This window comes from Pseudomonas sp. PS1(2021) (assembly GCF_020405165.1).
In the GTDB taxonomy this organism is placed as follows: Bacteria; Pseudomonadota; Gammaproteobacteria; order Pseudomonadales; family Pseudomonadaceae; genus Pseudomonas; species Pseudomonas aeruginosa.
In genome coordinates, this window is record NZ_CP084484.1 from 4,192,501 (window position 1) to 4,211,965 (window position 19,465).

Genomic DNA, 19,465 nt, shown 5'->3' on the forward strand with positions numbered 1-19,465 from the left:
CGCGACGAAGAGCAGGCGCCGCTGCTCGGGCTCGACCAACTCAACCCCCAGGAACTGTTCAGCCGCGCCTGGGAAAGCGCCTATGGCTCCGGCCCGGATGCGCAGGCGCTGGATGACTTCGCCAGCCTGCTGCAAAGCGTCGAACTGGCCACCGAAGAGCCCCCGGGGAAATAAGCCGTTCCATGAAGATTCTCGCCATCCGCCTGAAGAACCTCGCCTCCCTCGCTGGCGAGCAGGAAATCGACTTCACCCGCGAACCGCTGTCCAGCGCCGGCCTGTTCGCCATCACCGGTCCGACCGGCGCCGGCAAGAGCACCGTGCTGGACGCCCTGTGCCTGGCCCTGTTCGGCAGCACGCCGCGGCTGGAAAGCACTTCGGCCAGCAGCAAGGTTCCCGATGGCCGGAACGAGCTGTCCAGCAACGACGAACGCAACCTGCTGCGCCGCGGTTGCGCCAGCGGCTACGCCGAAGTGGATTTCGTCGGCATCGACGGCCACCGCTATCGCGCCCGCTGGGAAACCCGGCGCTCCCGGGACAAGGCGGACGGCGCCTTGCAAAAGAGCCAGCAGAGCCTCCAGGACCTGGAGACCCAGCAAATGCTGGCAGCGAACAAGAAAAGCGAGTTCCGCGAACAGCTGGAGCAGAAGCTCGGCCTCAATTTCGCCCAGTTCACTCGCGCCGTGCTGCTGGCCCAGAGCGAATTCAGCGCCTTCCTCAAGGCCAGCGACAACGACCGCGGCGCATTGCTGGAGAAACTCACCGACACCGGCCTGTACAGCCAATTGAGCAAAGCCGCCTATCAGCGCGCCAGCCAGGCCGACGAGCAGCGCAAGCAACTCGAGCAACGCCTGGAAGGCAGCCTGCCCCTGGCCGAGCAGGCCCGGGCCGGGCTCGAGGCGGCGCTGGAATCCCACGCCCAGGCGCGTCTCCAGGAGCAACAGGCACTGCAACGTCTGGAAGGCCAGCAACAATGGTTCACCGAGGAGCAGCGGCTGCTGCAATCCTGCGAGCACGCACAAGGCCAACTGGCCGAGGCCAGGCAGGCCTGGGACGCCCTGGCGACGGAGCGGGAAACCCTGCAATGGCTGGAGCGCCTGGCTCCGGTTCGCGGACTGATCGAACGCCTGAAGCAACTCGAGCAGGAACTCCGGCACTCCGAGCAGCAGCAGCGGCAGCGCACCGAGCAGCAAGCCGCGGGCGCCGAGCGCTTGCAAGGATTGCGGGCCCGCTTGCAGGAGGCGCGCGAGCGCCAGGCCCAGGCCGACAACCATCTGCGTCAGGCCCAGGCGCCGTTGCGCGAGGCTTTCCAGCTGGAGAGCGAGGCCAGGCGCCTGGAGCGAACGCTGGCCGAGCGACAGGAACTCCATCGGCAATCGAACCAGCGCCACGCCCAGCAAAGCGATGCCGCTCGGCAACTGGATATGGAGCAGCAGCGCCATGTCGCGGAACAGGCGCAACTGCAGGCGGCATTGCGCGACAGCCAGGCTCTCGCCGCGCTCGGCGACGCCTGGGCGACCCACCAGGGCCAGCTCGCCGCCTTCGTGCAACGTCGCCAGCGCGCGCTCGAAAGCCAGGCGCAGCTCCCCGAGCTGGAAAAATCCCTGGCCCACGCCGGGGAACCGCTCGAACGCTTGCAGGCGCAATGGACCGCCCTCCATGGCAGCGAGCCGGACGACCTGGCGGCACGCCTGGACGAATTGCGCCGGCAGACCGATAGCCTGGAACGACAACAAGCGCTCCACAAGGAATGGCAACAGGTCCTCGACCAACGCGCCGGTCTGGCTCGACGCCTGGGCGAACTCGACCAGCGTATGGTCGAGCAGGAGCAGGCATTGCTCGACCTGAAACGACAAGGCAGCCAATGCGCCGAGGAGGTGAAGGCGGCGGAGCAGGCCCTGCAGGTCACCCGCGAGTTGCTCCAGCGCCAACGTCTGGCCCGCAGCGCCAGCGTCGAGCAACTGCGCGCCGGCCTGGTGGACGGCGAGGCCTGCCCGGTCTGCGGCAGCCAGGAGCATCCCTATCACCATTCCGAGCAACTGCTCGCCGCCCTCGGTGAACACGACGACCAGGAGCAGGTCCGCGCCGAGCAGTCCCTCGAGCGGCTGCGACAGACCCTGGTCGGTCTGCGCGAGGGCTATTCCAGCCAGCGGGAAAGACTCAACCAGAGTCGCCAGGAGCAGCAGGAACTGACTGGCCAACTGGCCGCGCTCGATCGGCAACTGGACCAATGGACGCTGCCGGAAGAACTGCGACTCCTGCAGCCGTCCGCGCAGTTGGAGTGGCTGGCACAACGCCTGGACGACCTGGCAGGGCAGCGCCAGCAGTGCCAACGAGACTTCGACCGGCTGATCGCCCGCCAGCGCCAGACCCAGCAATTGCAGCAGGAACTGCGGGCCGCCGAGACGATCCTGCAACAGCGCCAGCAGGCGCTGACGGAACAACGGCAGCGCTACGAACATTTGCAGCAGCAGGTCGAGGAGGACAGCCAGCAATTGCGTCCATTGCTCTCCGACGAGCACTGGCAGCACTGGCAGACAGATCCGCTGCGGACTTTCCAGGCCCTCGGCGAGTCCATCGAGCAACGCCGGCAGCAACAGGCGCGGCTTCAGCAGATCGAACAGCATCTGCAGGAGCTCAAGCAGCGCTGCGATGAAACGAGCTGGCAACTGAAGCAAAGCGACGAGCAACGCAACGAAGCCCGCCAGGCAGAGGAAAGGGCCCAGGCGGAACTCGCCGAGCTGAACGGACGCCTCGGCGCTCACCTGGGCCAACACGCCTGCGCCCAGGATTGGCAACTATCGCTGGAACACGCCGCGCAAGCGGCGCAGAGCGCCGTCGAGACGCTCCAGGCGCCCCTGGATTCGCTGCGCGAGGAACAACTGCGACTCGCCGAAGCCCTGGAACACCTGCAGCAGCAACGGCAGCGCCAACAGGATGAGTTCCAGCGCCTTCAGGCCGACTGGCAGGCCTGGCGCGAACGCCAGGACAACCTCGACGACAGCCGCCTCGACGCCCTGCTCGGCCTTTCCGAGGAACAGGCGACGCAATGGCGGGAGCAATTGCAGCGACTGCAAGAGGAGATCACCCGCCAGCAGACGCTGGAAGCAGAGCGCCAGGCGCAACTGCTCCAGCATCGCCGGCAGCGGCCGGAAACCGACCGCGAGGCGCTGGAAGACAACCTGCGGCAACAGCGCGAACGCCTGGCCGCCAGCGAACAGGCCTACCTGGAGACCTACAGCCAGTTGCAGGCCGACAACCAGCGCCGCGAGCAGAGCCAGGCGCTGCTTGCCGAACTGGAGCGAGCCCGCGCCGAGTTCCGCAGATGGGGCCGCCTGAACGAACTGATCGGTTCGTCCAGCGGCGACAAGTTCCGCCGCATCGCCCAGGGCTACAACCTCGACCTGCTGGTGCAGCACAGCAACGTGCAGTTGCGCCAGTTGGCGCGGCGCTACCGCCTGCAGCGCGGCGGCAGCGAACTGGGCCTGCTGGTGGTGGACACCGAGATGGGCGACGAACTGCGCTCGGTGTATTCGCTCTCCGGCGGCGAGACCTTCCTGATTTCCCTGGCCCTGGCGCTCGGCCTGGCCTCTATGGCATCGAGCAAGCTGCGCATCGAGTCGCTGTTCATCGACGAAGGCTTCGGCAGCCTCGACCCGGAATCCCTGCAACTGGCGATGGATGCCCTGGACAACCTGCAGGCCCAGGGGCGCAAGGTGGCGGTGATTTCCCACGTCCAGGAAATGCACGAACGGATCCCGGTCCAGGTGCGGGTCCAGCGCGAGGGCAACGGCATGAGCAGCCTGAAGGTGGTCGGCTGAGCCGACCGCCCAGGCGGCACGTCAGAACGGCAGCTCGGTCTGTTCACCCGGAGCATGCGGCGGCTGCTCTTCCCTTTCCGGCCGCAGATGCAGCATCAGCCCGCTGAGCCGGCGCACCTTGCGCCGCACTGCTTCCTCGAACACCCCGGGCAGGCTTTCCACCAGGCTGAACCAGTCGCGGGCGCGGGTGATACCGGTGTACACCAGCTCCTTGGTCAGCACCGGGTTCAGCGCGTCCGGCAGGACCAGCGCAGTATGGGCGAACTCCGAACCCTGCGACTTGTGCACGGTCATGGCGAACACGGTGTCCACCTCGACCAGGCGGCTCGGCAGGACGAAGCGCACGCCGCCGCTACCGTCGTTGCGCGGGAAGGCCACGCGCAGCGCGAAGCGCAGGCTGCCGTCGTCGTTGCGCTCGGGCAGGCGCAGGGCGATGCCGATATCGCCGTTCATCAGCCCCAGGCTGTAGTCGTTGCGCGTCACCAGTACCGGCCGCCCCTCGTACCAGCCGTGATCGGCCTCGATCAGGCCAAGGCGCAGCAGTTCCGCCGCTACCCGCTGGTTCAGTCCTTCCACGCCCCATGGGCCGCGGCGCAGCGCGCAGAGCAGGCGGAAGGCGTCGAAAGCCGTCAGTACCGACTGCGCCCAGCGCTCCCAGGCGCCATCCTCCAGCGCCAGTCCGGCGGCCGGGCGGCCCTCGGCCAGGCGTTGCAGGTAGTGCCGGTAGCCGTACGGCGTGCCCGGCGCCTGCGGATGACCGTCGACGAACAGCCGGGCGAAGGCTGCATCGCGCTCCCCGCGCAGGCGCAGGTCGAAGAGGTCGGCGGGCGGACTGTCCAGCAGCGCGCGCGCGTCGCCGGCCTGTTGCCGGTTGACCAACCGCGCCAGGCGCCCGATCCCGCTGCTCGCGCCGAAGCGCCGGGAATGCCGCAGCATGACGGTCTGTTGCGCCAGCGGATGCGCCTGCGCCGAACCTTCGCGCAAGCCCTGCCAGGTTTCGCCGCTGACCCGCTGCAACCAGGCGCGGGTCTCGGCGCTGTACCAGCCCTCCTCGGCATCCCGGCAGAGATCGCCGAGCACCGCGCCGGCCTCTACCGAGGCCAACTGGTCCTTGTCGCCGAGCAGGATCAGGCGCGCCTGCGGCGGTAGCGCATCGAGCAGGCTGGCCATCATTTCCAGGTCGATCATCGAGGCCTCGTCCACCACCAGCACGTCCAGCGCCAAAGGGTTGTCCCGGTGGTGGCGGAAGTGCCGGGTATCCGGACGGCTGCCAAGCAGACGGTGCAGGGTAGTGACCTCGGCGGGGATCGCCTGCAACACGTCTTCCGCCAGCGGCAGGGCCCGGACCTGCTGGCCGATGGATTCGGAGAGACGCGCCGCGGCCTTGCCGGTGGGCGCCGCGAGGCGGATGCGCAGCGGCTGGCCGGCGGCTACCGCCGGTGCCTGGAGCAGACCGAGCAGGCGCACCACGGTGGTGGTCTTGCCGGTACCGGGACCGCCGGTGATCAGGCTGAAATAGCCGCGGGCCGCCAGGGCGCAGGCCAGCTTCTGCCAGTCGGTGACGCGCTGGCCGTCTTCCGTAGGCGCCTGCGCGAACAGCGCGGCCAGGCGCGGCGCCAGGTCTGCGGCCAGGGGCGCCTGCCGACCCAGGCGCTCGCGCAGGGCCAGGGCGATCTCCAACTCGTGCCGCCAATAACGACGCAGGTAGAGACGCTGGGCGCAAAGCACCAGCGGCGAGGTCGCCGTCTCGCTCGGCTCGGGATCGCCTGGGCGCTCGTCGACCACCTCCACCAGCGGTGACGCCGCCAGGGCCTCGCGCCAGGCGTCGAGGCGCACGCCGTGCAGCAGTTGCGACGGCAACAGCACATCGCGGCCTTCGTCGCCTTCCGGCGGCAGCGACAGTGCCGCGTCGGGCGCGCCGAGGGTCGCCTCCAGGTCCAGGCAGACGTGACCGTGGCCCAGTTGGTGGCTGGTCAGCGCCGCCGCCAGCAGCACCCGGGGAACGGCCTGCGGCTGCAACTCGACGAGGAAGGCGACGAACGCCCGGTCCAGCGCCCGTAGCCAGCCGCGCGCCACCCACAGGTCGAGCTGGCGCAGCAGGTCGTGGCGTGCCGCCAGCGGTTGCGCTACCTGGTCGTCGCGGCCATCGCGGACTTCGCCGGCCAGTTGCTTGAGGGTCGGATTCATCGCTCGGCTCCCGGCTGGCCGCTGAACAGCGCGTCCAGGCGTTCGATCAGTTCCCGCGGCGGGCGCTCGAAGTGCAGGCCCTGGGTCGCCGCGCGGGCGCCGCGGAGGAACAGGTACACGGCGCCGCCCATGTGGCGGTCGTAGTCGTAGTCGGGCAGGCGCGCCTTCAACTGCCGGTGCAGGGCCAGCAGGTACAACACGTACTGCAGGTCATAACGGTTCTCCAGCACCGCGGCGGTCATCGCTTCCGGGCTGTAGGCGCCATCGTCGGCGCCCAGCCAGTTGGACTTGTAGTCGGCCACGTAGAAACGCCCCTGGTGCTCGAAGACCAGGTCGACGAAGCCCTTGAACATGCCGTTCAGCAGGGTCGGCGCCAGCGCCGGACGCGCCGCGCCGCCGAGGGTATGGCGCCGGACCAGGGCGTCGATCGCCTCGGCCTGGACCTGGTGGGTGGCGAACCAGAACTCCATTTCCACCTGGTAGGCGACCAGCCCGGCCAGGCTGGTTTCGCCACCGGGCCAGCGCAGCGGTTCGGCGAGATACTGCTCCAGCCACAGGTCGAGCGGTTCGGCCCAGTCCTTCCAGCCCCGCAGGTCGCAGCGTCGCGCGACCAGTTCGCGGCGCCGCTGGGCATCGGCGCGCGCCACCTCGAAGCCTTCGCGGCCGGCCCATTCGAGCAGCCCGTGGAGGAAGGTGCCGGGAGCCGGTCCGCGCGGGAAGCGATGCAGGTCGTCGCGCATCTCGCTGGCGTGCGCGACCGGCGGCTGTTCGGCGGAACGGCCTTCTTCGTGGAAGGTGGCTTCCTCGGCGCTGATCGGCTCCTGCGATTCGTCGCTCTCCAACGCCTCGTCATCGTCCAGCCCGGCGGAGGCCTGCAATTGCAGGCCGGAATAGCTGGCGACCCACCACTTCTCGCGGCTGCTGCGGCGGGTTTCGCGGGCCTGCCCAAGGCCCTGGCCGCGCCCTGCGACATAGCGTTCGGCGTCCGCCTCGGGGGCCGGCTCGACGACAATCTCCCGGCTCTCGCCGCGCAACGCGGCGAGGCATTGTCCGAGGCCATCGCTGCCGATGGTCGCGCCGCCGGCAAGCAGGTAGCCCAGGGCCCCCTTGTGCAACTCCGGCGACTTGCTGTTGCTCGCCACCAGCGGCGCGATGCCCAGCCACACCGAATGGCGGGCGCGGGTCAGGGCCACGTAGAGCAGGCGCATGTCTTCGCCGAGGCGCTCGTCGTTGGCCTGCTCGTAGGCCCGCGCAGCCTGCTCCTTGCGCCGCGCCAGCTCGATGACCCGCCCTGCAGCGCCATCCTCGTGGAAACTCGCCGGCGCGCCGCTGTTGCCGTCCAGCTCCCTCCAGCTGCAGATGAAGGGCAGCAGCACCAAGGGGTATTCCAGCCCCTTGGACTTGTGGATGGTCACCACCTTGATCAGGTCGGCGTCGCTTTCCAGGCGGAGGATCTCTTCGCTCCCCGGACTCTGCACCTGCTCGGCCAGATGGCGGATCAGCGCGTGCTCACCGTCCAGTTCCACCGCCGCGCGCTGCAGCCACTCGGCCAGGTGCAGCAGGTTGGTCAGGCTGCGCTCGCCATCGGCATGCCGCAGCAGGCGCGCCGGCAGTTCGAAGTCGGCGAGCAGGCGCCGCAGCATCGGCAATACGCCCTGGGCCTGCCAGGACCGGCGATAGTCGCGGAAGCGCAGGACCATCCGTTCCCAGAACAGTTCGTCCTGGTTCAATCGTTCCAGGGTCGCCCAGTCCAGGTGCAGGCTGCGGGTAGCCAGGGCGACCCGCAGCAGCGTATCGGCACCGGGATCGGCGCAGGCGCGCAGCCAGTGCAGCAGGTCGATGGCCTCCTGGCTGTCGAACACCGAGTCGCGGTCGGACAGGTAGACGCTGGCCAGACGCCGCGCCGCCAACGCGCTACGGATCGCCTCGGCCTCGGCGCGACCGCGGACGAGGATGGCGATATCCGCCGGGCGCAACGCCCGCCAGCCGCCCTGCTCGTCGGCGAAGCCGGCGCGGCCCAGGTCGGCCAGGCTCAGCCAGCGGCGGATGGCGCTGGCGCTGCGCTCGGCCATTTCCTGGCGATACGCCGCGGAGCCGAGCACGCCGGCTTCGACATCAAGGTTCCAGAACGTCATCGCTGGCGCCTCGGCACCGTCGATCAACAAACGTTCGGCGCGCCCCTGGGCGTCCACCGCATGGAACGGCACCGGGTTTTCCAGCCCCTCGCGGGCGAAACGGAAGGCGCCGCGCGGGTGCTCTTCGGCGAAGGCGAAGCAGCGGTTGGCGGCCGCCACCATGGCGGCGGTCGAGCGGAAGTTCTTGCCAAGGGTGTAATGCCGCCCGCGAGTGGCCTCGCGGGCGCGCAGGTAGGTATGGATGTCGGCACCGCGGAAGGCGTAGATCGCCTGCTTGGGGTCGCCGATCATGAACAGGCCGGTTTCCCGAGCCTGGGGCTCGTCGGGATCGGCGGCGATCCGGTAGATACGCTCGAAGATCCGGTACTGCATCGGGTCGGTATCCTGGAACTCGTCGATCAGCGCCACCGGGAACTGCTCGCGGATCAATTGCGCCAGGCGCTCGCCACCAGGCCCCTGCAAGGCGCGGTCGAGGCGGCTGAGCAGGTCGTCGAAGCCGATCTCGGCACGCCGCTGCTTCTCGATCTCCAGTTCGTGCCCGACTTCGCCCAACGCGTGCAACAACAGGTGGGGAGCGAGATCGGGACGCTCTTCCTGATGCGCGGCCCAGGCGTCGATGGCCCTTAGCGCGGCATGCTCGGGCGCCACGCGCTTGGCGGTGAGCTTGATCCGGGTCTGGCCGAACTTGCCGAGGTTGGCCGGCTGCTCGCCGCCCTCGCTCCAGTCCGCCAACGCTTGCAGCCAGGCGTCGAAGGTCTCGTCGCTGTCCTTGCCGCGATAGCTGTTGCCGTTCAGGTAGGGACGCAGGTCGCGCAGCAGCGCTTCCAGTTCGACGCGCGCTGCGCGCCAGGCGGCGCGGGCCTGCGCGTCCAGTTGGTCGAGCTGGCGATACCAGTCGCCGCCCTGCTCCAGCAAGGCTGCCAGCGACTCGGGCGCACTCAGCGCCTGGTCGGCGTAGCGGAAGTCGGCGTCCTGCCGCGCCAGCAGCGGCTGCAAGGCCTTGCCCAGCGTCTCCGGCCCGCTGTAGCAACTGGCCACGGCTTGCGCCGCCGGAGCCGTCAGGCCGTAGAAGTTACGCCGCCAGTAGTCCCGTACCACTTCGGCGAGCAATTCGCTCTGGTCGGTTTCCAGGTTCTGGGTGAACAGGCTGCCGCTGTCGAAGGCGTGCTCGCGCAGCATCCGGTAGCACCAACTGTGGATGGTCGATACCGCGGCCTCGTCCATCCACTCCGCGGCCAGGCGCAGCAGGCGCGCGCAGCCCGGCCAGCGCTCGGCGGGATACTGCTGGCGCAACGCGACCAGCAGGCCGTCGTGGCGCTCCTGCGGCTCGGCGAAACAACGCGCCGCTTCGCCCAGGCGGCTGCGGATACGCTCGCGGAGTTCCTGGGTCGCCGCATCGGTGAAGGTCACCACGAGGATTTCCGGCGGGCTCAGCGGCCGGCCGAAAGCGCTCTCGCCGCCATGGTCGAGGACCAGGCGTACGTATAGCAGGGCGATGGTGAACGTCTTGCCGGTACCGGCGCTGGCCTCGATCAGGCGGCTGCCGTGCAACGGGAAGTCCAGCGGATCGAGGGCCACGGGCATCTGCTGCTGGCTCATGCCTGCTCCTCCGCGCCACGTCCCAGGGCAGCCAGCAGCGGCGCGTAGAGCTGCTCGGCCCAGTGCGCGAACTCACCGCTGGCGAGCAGCCGGTCGAAGTCCGGATAGACCCGAGCCAGCGCCGGCGAGGCGTCCACCTCGCCCCCCATGCCGAACCCTCCCTCGTAGCGCTTGCGCGCCTCGCGCATGGCTTTCTCGGGCTCTGCGGCGCCACCACTGGCGAGCCAGGCGAAAGCGGTCCGGCAGGCCACCGGCAACGGCTGGCGCATGCCCTGGCGCCAGGCGTCGATCAACTGGTCGAGGTACTCGCCAGCGCGCTCGCTCGGTAGCGGCGGAATCTCCAGGGTGCCGGTCTGGCTCACCAGCACGCTGCTCACCGGCTGGCCGAGACGTTGCAGGGCGAGGTGCTGCAACCAGTGGCGCACCAGGCTGTGCCACTTGAAGCCACGCCCTTCATGGAGCTTGCCGCTGAGCAACTGCAGGCGCGCCAGGCGCCCGGAAGCGTCGCGACGCAAGCCGCCGAGCCAGTCCTCCAGCTCCAGCCCGGACGGATGGCGATGGCGCAACTCCTGCTGCTGCTCGACCGCCTCCGGCCAGCGCTCGATTTCCTGGCGGTAGCGCCAGAGCAGGTCGGGCAGCGGTTGCAGCAAATGGCGCGCGGAGAACTCGCCGAACGCCCCCAGCGGCAGGCGACCCTGTCGCCGCAGTCGCTCGACCTGGGCCTGCAACTGCGCCGGCAGGCCCTCGGCATCCCAGTCCCGCTCGACCCAGCGCTTCATGCGTTCGGTCAGCTCGAATTGCAGCTTCCAGTTGTCCAGCGCGTCCAGTTCGAAAGGCTCTTCGTCGTTGCCGGTCAATTGCTCGTCGTCGAAACGCACCTTGAGCCGCTGCTGGAAGAACGCATTCACCGGGTTGGCGAGGAACTCCGCCAGCGCTCGCAGCCCCAGTGCGCCCTCCAGCTCCAGCGGCGGCAGGGGCGCTTCGGCGTCGGTAACGGCGATGTCGTCCTCGCTATGGACCTCGCGCCACTCGCGGGCGTAGGTGAACAGGCCATCGACGCCCTGCTCCGGCGCATCGTGAAAATACCGACGGCTGAACGGCTGCAGCGGATGCTCCTGGGTCAGGGCACGCAGCAGCGCCTCGCCGTCGCCGTCCGGGTCCAGGCGCCAGCCGGCCGCCAGGTGATCGCGCAACTGGCCGATCAGCACCGAGGGCGGCCGCTCGCCATTGTCGCGGATACTCCGCCCCACCCAGCTCACGTAGAGCTGCTCGCGCGCCGAGAGCAGCGCCTCGAGCAGCAGGTAGCGGTCGTCCTCGCGCCGCGAGCGGTCGCCGGGGCGGTAGTCGTTGCGCATCAGGTCGAAATCCAGCGGCGACTGCTGGCGGGGGTAGTCGCCATCGTTCATGCCAAGCAGGCAGACCAGCCGGAACGGGATCGCGCGCATCGGCATCAACGTGCAGAAACTCACCGCGCCAGCCAGGAAGCGCTGGTTCAGGCCGCCCTGGTCCAGGCCGCCGAGCCAGGCCTCGCGTATCACGCTGATCGGCAGCGGCTCGGCGAAGGCCGCACAGGCGCAGTGCTCCTGCCAGCGCTCGAGCAGTTGCAGGAGCTGGGTGAGGAGCAGCTCGTCGCGCTCGTCGTGGGCCTCGAAGAACACCGTGAGCAGGGCCTGCAGGCGCTCGCCCCACTGCGCCGGGGTGGCCGGTTCGGCCAGCTCGGCGTAGGCCACCTCGAGGCGCTCCAGCAGCACAGCCAGCGGGCCTGCCAGGGCGGCGTCCAGGCCACCGACCTCATCGTAGGGCTGGATGCCTTGCAGGGCCGCGCCTTCGCCGACCGCGTAGCCGAGCAGCATGCGCCGCAGACCGAAGCGCCAACTGTTGCCCTCCAGTCCCGCTGGCAGGCCGAGACGCTCGCGCTGCGCGGCATCCAGCCCCCAGCGCACGCCGGCGCCTTCGATCCAGCGGTGCAGGGTCGCCAGGTCGGCCTCGTCGACGCCGAAACGCCGGCGCAATGCCGGGACGTCCAGCAGGTCGAGGATCTCGCTCACGGCGAAACGGCTGTCGGGCAGTTTCAGCAGGTGCTCCAGGGCGATCAGCAGCGGCTCGCGACCGCGCTGTCCCTGGTCGGCCAGGGTATAGGGAATGAAGCGCTGGTCGTCGCGCGGCACCTGGCCGAACACCGCCTCGATGTGCGGCGCGTAGGCGTTGATGTCGGGGACCATGACGATCACGTCGCGCGGCTTCAGGCTCGGATCGGCGTTGAAGCGGGCGAGCAACTGGTCGTGGAGGATCTCCACTTCGCGCTGCGCGCTGTGGGCCACATGGAAGCGGATCGAGGCGTCGCTCCGCGGCGCCACCGGCGGCCAGTGCTCGCGGGTTTCCGCCAACGGGCGCAGTTCGAGGATATCGTCCTGCAACTGGCCGAGCAGCCCGTGCGGGGCCTCCTCGCTGAACAGGTCGATGCGCCCGCCGTTGACCTCGCCGAACAGGTTCCGATAGCTGTCCGGGTCGTCGTAGCTGTCGAGCAGGTTGATGTAGTCGCGGCCCTGCTTGCCCCAGGCCGCCAGCAACGGCTGGGCATGCTGGTGCTGGCGGTCCTCGTCGAGGTCGGCGGGGACGCCGGCGCGGCGCTGCTGGCGGCGGTACTCGTGGCGCAACAGGTCCTTGTCGGCGACGATGTCGGCCCAGTGGTGGCGACAGGGGTTGTGCACGCAGAGCAGCACCTGGCTGAACCTGGCCAGGGCGGCCAGCGCCTCGAGGGTCTGCGCCGGCATCGAGGAAATCCCGAACACCACCACTCGTCGCGGCAACGCGCGCGGCGCCGCGCTGGCGGAGCGCAGCGCCTCGATGAAGCGCCGGTGCACGCCGGAGCGGCTGCGGGCCAGGCTATCGGCACCGACGTCGGCGAGCAGCGCGCGCCACAATTCGGCCTGCCAGCGCTCGTCGGCACCGAGCGGGCGCGCCTGCCCGTTCGCCGTGCGCAACTGGTCGCGGCCCTGGCTCCAGTCGTCGAGCCAGTCGCCGCGATAGACCTGGTACTGGTCGAACAGGTCGGCCAGGCGCTCGGCCAGTTGATGACGCTTGCGCAGGTCGGCATCGTCGGCGAGGAAACGTTGCAGGGTGCGGAACTCGGGACGCTCCAGCAATCCGGGAAGCAGACGCATCAGGCGCCAGGTCAGCGGCGCCTTGTCCAGTTCGGAAACCTCGGGAATGCTTTCGCGGCCCAGCACCGCGCGATAGGCCTGCCAGAGGAACTGCGCCGGCAACTGCACCTCCAGCGCCGCGGCGATGCCGCCACCGCCGCCGCCGTCCTCGCGGGGATCTTCGGCCAATGCCAGCTTCAACCATTGGGCGATGCCGTTGCTGTGCACCAGGACCCGCTCGCTTTCCAGCGGCGCCAGCGGATAGCGGCGCATCCAGGAAACGGCGAGGTCGCGCAGGTCGTCCAGGCGATTGCCGTGGACGATCATGAATCCGGGCGTGAGAGCGGTGGTTCCCAAGGGTTCTGGCATCGGTACGGCTATTCCTGGCGCAAGGCTCTGGCGAAAGAGGTCAGGATCGGGCGGCGACGAAGCGTCGTTCCAGTTCGAGGCTGTCGGCCATGCGGAAATCGCTCCAGCGCTCGCTCAGGCCGAGATGGCTGTCCGCCTGGCAATCCGGGGCACTGGCGCAACGGCGGGTGAAGGTGTTGACCACCTCGACCATCTCCTCGCGCTCGGCGCCGACCAGCAGCGCCGCGTGCGCCAGCACCACCGGCCGGCCGGCGCCGTTGCGCCGCCAGCGTTGCGCGGTCCCGGCGAGCTTGCGCCCATCCAGGGTGACATTGTAGCGGCCGTCGCAGAAGGAACCGGCCACGGCGCCCACGCCGGCGTCCAGGCCGCGCTCGCGGAGCCAGTCGCAGATCGGCTGGCACAGCCGCAGGTAGGCGGTTTCGATACGGGTCTGCTCGTTGTCGCCGGGCCCCAGCGCATAGGACAGGGCGATGTTCAGCACGCCCGGCGATTGCGGCACCGGCTCGCCGCCGGTATCGCGCAGCAGCACCGGCCAGCCGCGTTCGGCGACCGCTGCGCTGGCCGGCGCGAATCCTTCCAGGCGCTCCATCCGGCGCGGCATGACCAGCGCCCGATCGCAGGGCTGCCAGAGCAACAGGCCATGCTCGCGGGCACCGCCACACACCTCGTCGAGCAGGGCGCGCTCGGCGTCCAGCCCATCCTGCACGGAAAACACTTCGACCACGATTCTTCCTCTTCCAGGCTGGCACGGCTCGGCTCCCACGCGGGGAGCGCTGCCTATGATAGCCAGTGGCGGCGCCTCCGTGCGCCGTAATCGCGAGGAAGTTGCCGGGAAATCAGCAGGTTGCCGAGCGCAGACGGGCCGGGCGGCGCTGCCAGAACTCGGCCAGCAGGACCCCGGCCAGGGTCAGCGCGCCGCCGACCAGGTGATGGACGGTCAGGCGCTCGCCGAGCACCAGGGTGGCGATGCAGGCGGTGATGATCGGCAGCAGGTTGAAGAACAGCGCCATCCGGCTCGGCCCGAGACGGGCGACACCGTGCATCCAGGCCAGCGCGGCGACGATCGAGGCGAACAGCGCGGCGTACAGCACCAGCGGCAGGTTGGCGGCGTTCAGGCCGGTGCGCGGCGACAGCAGGTACAGCGGCAGCAGGGCGAGGATCGCCACCAGCACCTGCAGGTAGAGCAGTTGCATGGCCGGCAGCTTCAGGCTCCATTTCTTCAGCAGCACGCTGTACACCGCATAGGCCAGGGTGGCGACGATCATCATCGCGTCGCCGAGATTCACTCCATGCTCCAGCAAAGCGCCGAGATGGCCCTGGGAGATCACCAGCACCACGCCGGCCAGCGACACCAGCGCGCCGAGCAGCGCCCCGGCGTTCAGCCGGTGGGCCAGGATGCTGCTGGCCAGGCCCAGCGACATCAGGGGCATCAGCGACAGGATGATGCCCATGTTGGTGGCGCTGGTCAGCGCCGCCGCGTAGTAGGCCAGGCTCTGGTAGACGGCCATGCCGAGCAGGCCGAGGACCACGAACTTGCCGAGGTTGGCGAGGATGTAGCGGCGGTTGCGCAGCACCGGGCCGAGCATGAAGGGCGTCAGCGCCAGGCCGACCAGCAGCCAGCGGAAGAAACCGATCTCGGCGGGCTGGATGACCCCCACGGCGAGCTTGTTGACGACGGTGTTGCCGGCCCAGATGAACACGGCCAGCAGGGGAAACAGGTATTGCATGGGAGGTTCCGCACTATGAAAAAGGAATACAGGGGCATTCTGAGCCAGTCCGAATACAGACGTATAATGAATTCCAGACAAACCACCCGTAGGTTCGGACATGTCGACCACCACCTTGCTGCGCCTTCCCGATCTCCAGGGGCAGTCTTTCGACGTCTATTTCCGCTATGACGAGTTCGGCGCCGACACCCATTCGCCGCCGCACACCCACGCCTGGGGCCAGCTCAACTATGCAGCCCATGGCGTGATGCAGCTGGAGATCGACGGCCAGCGCTTCCTCTCACCTCCGCAATACGCGGTATGGATACCACCGGAGCGGGTGCACAGCTGCTACAACAGCCAGGCCATCGTCTACCGCTCGCTGTACCTCTCCGCCGAACTGTCACGACGCCTGCCGGCGACACCTTGCACCCTGGCGATCAGCGCGATCCTCAAGGCGATCCTCTCGGACTTCGCCGAGCGCGGGGTCAACCTGCCGACCTCGGCGCAGGACCTACGCTTGGCCCGGGTCGTCATGGACCAGCTGGAATGCGCCCAGCCCCACGACGACTACCTGCCCTACGGCCGTACCCCGGCGCTGCGCGAGGTGCTCGACGCACTGCAGGCCGAGCCGGGCGACAACCGCTCGCTGGCGCAATGGGCGCAGCAGGTGCACAGCACCGAGCGAACCCTGGCCCGGCACTGCCAGCGCGAACTGGGCATGACCTTTGGCGAATGGCGCCAACGCCTGCGCTTCCTCGCGGCCATCGAGGCGCTGGAAGCCGGCAGGGGGATCCAGCAGATCGCCTTCGACCTCGGCTACAGCAGCCCCTCGGCGTTCATCTCGATGTTCCGCCGGCTGGCCGGCACCACACCGGAACAATACCGCCTGGCCAGCCGCGCCCAGGACATGCCGATGCTGTAACCCGCCGTGCATGCGTTGCGGCTATGCTCGCAGCAGCCACCATCCGGAGTTCGCATGCCAACCGCCAGCCGCCATCCCGACACCGCCCTCGCGGTGTTCCTCGCCTTCCTCAAGCTGGGCTGCAGCGCCTTCGGCGGGCCCATCGCCCACCTCGGCTATTTCCGCGACGAGTTCGTCCGCCGCCGCGGCTGGCTGAGCGAAAGCAGCTACGCCGACCTGGTCGCCCTCTGCCAGTTCCTTCCCGGCCCCGCCAGCAGCCAGGTCGGCATGGCCCTCGGCCTGGCCCGCGCCGGCTATCCCGGCGCCCTCGCCGCCTGGCTCGGTTTCACCCTGCCCTCGGCGTTGCTACTGGTGCTCTTCGCTCTCGGCCTGGGACGCTGGGGCGCGCTGTTGCCCGAGGGCGTGCTGCATGGCCTGAAGATCGCCGCGGTGGCGGTGGTGGCCCAGGCGGTCTGGGGCATGGGACGCAGCCTGTGCCCGGATCGCCCGCGCCTGACGCTGATGGCGCTGTCCTGCGCGAGCGTGCTGGCCTGGCCCACTGCCTGGACCCAAGTCGCGGTGATCGCCGGTGCCGGCCTGGCCGGCCTCGCCCTGTTGAAAACGGAAGCAGTGGAAGGCCACGAGCGGCTGCCGATCGACATTGGCTACCGCGGCGCGCTGCTGTTCCTCACCCTGTTCGCCGTGCTGCTGGTCTGCCTGCCGCTGGCCGCGCGCCTCTGGCCGGAACACTGGCTGCGCCTGCTCGACGCGTTCTACCGGGCTGGCTCGCTGGTATTCGGCGGTGGCCATGTGGTGCTGCCGCTGCTGCAGGCGGAAGTGGTACCCAAGGGCTGGGTCGACGGCGATACCTTCCTCGCCGGCTACGCGGCCGCCCAGGCGGTACCGGGCCCGCTCTTCACCTTCGCCGCGTTCCTCGGCGCAGCCTCGGGCCCGGCGCCGAACGGCTGGAGCGGCGCGCTGCTGTGCCTGCTGGCGATCTTCCTGCCGTCGTTCCTGCTGATCGCCGGTGCCTTGCCATTCTGGGAACGCCTGCGCCACGAACGCCGGGTACGGGCAACGCTGGCCGGGGTCAACGCGGCGGTGGTCGGCCTGCTGCTGGCGGCGCTGTACCAGCCGCTCTGGACCGAAGGCATCCTGCGCCCGGCCGACTTCGCCCTGCTGCTCTTCGCCCTGCTGGCCCTGCTCGCCTGGAAGACGCCGCCCTGGCAAGTGGTGCTCGCCTGCGCCGTGGCCGGCGGCCTGATCGCCACAGCCGGCTAGCCGTTCAAGGCCAGGCTCAGCCCCTGCGCCGCCGGCGCGGCCGCCTTGCCCGGCTCCGCGCCCTCCGGCCGGTAGCCGAGGCGCAGGCCGCCCCAGTGCTTGCCGTGGATGAAGATCGGCACCGAAAGATCGTGCATCAGCTCGCCGGTGTCACGGGTGTAGGTCTGTAGCAACAGCGGCTGCTGGTGGCTGCCGCAGCGAATCCCGGTGCGGTCGTTGAACAGGCGCTTGCTGCGGCTGCGCAACGCGTCCGTCTGCGGGTCGCCGCTGGGCGGATGGGCGAAGGCGCGATTGTGGGTGGGCACGTAGCCTTCGGGGGTACAGGCGATGGCGAATACCAGGTTGCGGTTGCGCTCCAGCAACTGCTCCTGGATGCCCGGCAGGACCTGGTCGGTGTAGCTGTCGAAGCGGGTCCGGTACTTGGTCGGCTGGGTATTGGGCAACGGCTGGTAGCTGCGGTCGAACAGGTCGTCGAGGTCGATGCGCCCGCTGCGCACGTCCTCCTCGAAGCGAGCGGCGATAGCCGCCGCGCCCTCCCGGGCGAGGTCGTAGACCGACTGGTGGTAGGCGTCCAGGCTGACCTCGGCGAGGCGCTCGCTGATCACCTCGGCCTGGTTCTCCAACTGGCTGGCAGCTTCGCCGAGGCGCAGGGTCTGTTCCTCGCTGGCGCTGAGGTCGCCGCGCACCTGCTCGACCGCGGCGAACAGGCTGGCGAGTTGGCTGCGGTTGATCTCGGCGCCCTGGGCGATCTCGGTAATCTGGCTTTCCACCCCGGCCGCCAGTTCGGCAATGCCTTCCAGTTGCCGACCGGTCAGCTCGACCTGGCCGACCCCTTCCCCCAACTCTTCGGAAAGCTGGCGGATCTGCTCGACCACCTCGCTGGTCTGGCGCTGGATCTCGGCGACCATCTGGCCGACTTCCTCGGTGGCCTCGGCGGTACGTCCGGCCAGGCCGCGCACCTCTTCGGCAACCACCGCGAAGCCGCGCCCATGCTCGCCGGCGCGGGCCGCCTCGATGGCCGCGTTGAGGGCCAGCAGGTTGGTCTGGCTGGCGATGCCCTGGATCACCAGGGTGACCCGCTGGATGTCCTCGCTGCGCTGGTTCAGCGCCTCGATCGCCTCGCGGCTGGCGCCCATCCGCTCGCTGAGCCGATGCATGCGCTCGATGGTCGAGGCCAGCAGCACCTGGCCTTCGTCGCTGCCGGCGCGCGCCCGGGTGGCGGCGTCCATGGCCTGGCGCGCCAGATTGGAGGTGGCGCGCTCGGTGTGGATCATCACTTCGGCGCTGCCGACGATCTGTTCGGCGGCGTCGAGCTGGGATTGCAGCTTCTCCGCCAGGCGCTTCACCGAGAACGCCACGCCGGCGGCCGACAAGGCGTTCTGGCTGGTGTTATGGGACAGGTCGCGAGCCAGCCGGGCGATGTCGGGCTCGCCGACGGTAGCCACCGCCGTGCGGTTGCCGGGAAGCAGCCAGGGCAACCAGAGCAGCGCCACGCCGAGCGGCAGGGCCAGGTACAGCGGCAGCCAGCCATGCCGGGCGCCGACCAGCAGGAGAACCAGGGCCAGGCTCTGCAACAGGCAGACGAAGAGGATGCGGGAACGAGCGGGCTGCATGAGTAAATCTCCGGCCTCCGGGGCGTTGCGTCATGACCCTGGGGTCGGACGGGCGACGGCGGGGCTTCTTTATTTGACTTGTAGTCCGGTTTGTAGCCCGCCCCCGGAAGCGCCGCCATCGTTCCTTAGTGGTATGGCCAATGGCTGGCATTCGACTAGCGCAGGCCGCGACGAAAGGCGGAGAACACCCCGGACGCGTCGGCCAGGCCTTGATCCATGGGGGCTTCGCCGCATTTCCAGGGGTCGCTCGAAGAATTTCCGTCCTGCCGTCCGTCGGCCGACACCGTATGACAAGCCCGGAGCCCACGTTATAATTCCGCGCCCATTTACAGCCGGTAGCGGTCGACTAGACTCCCAACCGGCGCTGGCCGGACCCCGCTTCCGCCCAGCCTGGTCGCTATCGGGCCCGCTCTTTTTGGACTCAGGACCACCCGTGACGAAAGACGAATTGCGTGCCGCGCTGGCGCGCGAGGAACAGCGTTACAAGGACGTGTACGGCGGCGAAGTGACGCTTTATGCCGCCCAGCCGGAACCCGACCGCAAGCCCTGGCGCAAGCGCCCAACCGTTCAGGATCAGGCGTTCGACAGAGAACTGCAGAAGATCGAAGAAGAGCGTCTCAAGGCCGGGCAGGAAGCAGCGAACCCCATTCCATTTACCTCCAACCGACAGGAGAGCGACGGATAACGAAGCGTTTCAATCTGTTTCGTTT

General features: G+C 69.1%; 11 protein-coding genes (1 of these 11 cut by a window edge). 5 read left to right on the forward strand and 6 right to left on the reverse strand.

Going from position 1 to position 19,465, the window contains the following annotated elements; translation table 11 throughout:
- On the forward strand, nucleotides 1-174 hold the end of the coding sequence (locus LE197_RS20130; protein ID WP_003107018.1) for an exonuclease SbcCD subunit D C-terminal domain-containing protein. It extends 1,056 nt beyond the left edge of the window; the window shows 174 of its 1,230 coding nt (coding positions 1,057-1,230); its start codon lies beyond the left edge, outside the window; it ends in the stop codon at nucleotides 172-174.
- Nucleotides 175-182: 8 nt separating this feature from the next.
- Nucleotides 183-3,818 (forward strand): AAA family ATPase, encoded by a 3,636-nt coding sequence (locus LE197_RS20135; protein WP_023910715.1) that lies wholly within the window; start codon nucleotides 183-185, stop codon nucleotides 3,816-3,818.
- Nucleotides 3,819-3,839: 21 nt separating this feature from the next.
- On the opposite strand, the gene recD is transcribed toward LE197_RS20135, so the two are convergent.
- From recD to LE197_RS20160, 5 genes are all read right to left on the reverse strand, one after another.
- Nucleotides 3,840-6,005, reverse strand: a complete 2,166-nt coding sequence (gene recD / locus LE197_RS20140; protein ID WP_057380966.1) for an exodeoxyribonuclease V subunit alpha — start codon at nucleotides 6,003-6,005, stop codon at nucleotides 3,840-3,842.
- A complete protein-coding gene (gene recB, locus LE197_RS20145; protein ID WP_057380967.1) occupies nucleotides 6,002-9,739 on the reverse strand; it encodes an exodeoxyribonuclease V subunit beta in 3,738 nt (1,245 codons plus the stop codon). The genes recD and recB overlap by 4 nt, the downstream gene beginning before the upstream one ends.
- The gene (recC, locus tag LE197_RS20150; protein ID WP_058135095.1) at nucleotides 9,736-13,251 is read right to left on the reverse strand and encodes an exodeoxyribonuclease V subunit gamma; all 3,516 of its coding nucleotides are present in this window, start codon (nucleotides 13,249-13,251) and stop codon (nucleotides 9,736-9,738) included. Before recC ends, recB begins: the two co-directional genes overlap by 4 nt.
- Nucleotides 13,252-13,291: 40 nt before the next feature.
- Nucleotides 13,292-13,975, reverse strand: coding sequence for a biotin/lipoate A/B protein ligase family protein (locus LE197_RS20155; protein WP_003110110.1), 684 nt, complete (start codon nucleotides 13,973-13,975; stop codon nucleotides 13,292-13,294).
- Nucleotides 13,976-14,087: 112 nt separating this feature from the next.
- Entirely contained in the window at nucleotides 14,088-14,978 is an 891-nt protein-coding gene (locus LE197_RS20160; protein ID WP_003123256.1) for a DMT family transporter, read from the reverse strand.
- 100 nt (nucleotides 14,979-15,078) lie between these two features.
- Here LE197_RS20160 and LE197_RS20165 point away from each other — a divergent pair, with 100 nt between their 5' ends.
- Complete coding sequence (locus LE197_RS20165; protein WP_003103975.1) at nucleotides 15,079-15,882, forward strand: AraC family transcriptional regulator; 804 nt, start codon at nucleotides 15,079-15,081, stop codon at nucleotides 15,880-15,882.
- Nucleotides 15,883-15,936: 54 nt separating this feature from the next.
- Complete coding sequence (chrA, locus tag LE197_RS20170) at nucleotides 15,937-17,142, forward strand: chromate efflux transporter (protein ID WP_057380969.1); 1,206 nt, start codon at nucleotides 15,937-15,939, stop codon at nucleotides 17,140-17,142.
- Here the strand turns inward: chrA and LE197_RS20175 are convergent.
- Nucleotides 17,139-18,755 (reverse strand): methyl-accepting chemotaxis protein, encoded by a 1,617-nt coding sequence (locus LE197_RS20175; RefSeq protein ID WP_003093807.1) that lies wholly within the window; start codon nucleotides 18,753-18,755, stop codon nucleotides 17,139-17,141. The genes chrA and LE197_RS20175 overlap by 4 nt on opposite strands.
- Nucleotides 18,756-19,188: 433 nt before the next feature.
- Here LE197_RS20175 and LE197_RS20180 point away from each other — a divergent pair, with 433 nt between their 5' ends.
- Entirely contained in the window at nucleotides 19,189-19,440 is a 252-nt protein-coding gene (locus tag LE197_RS20180; protein ID WP_009315976.1) for a hypothetical protein, read from the forward strand.
- The last annotated feature ends 25 nt before the right edge of the window (nucleotides 19,441-19,465 follow it).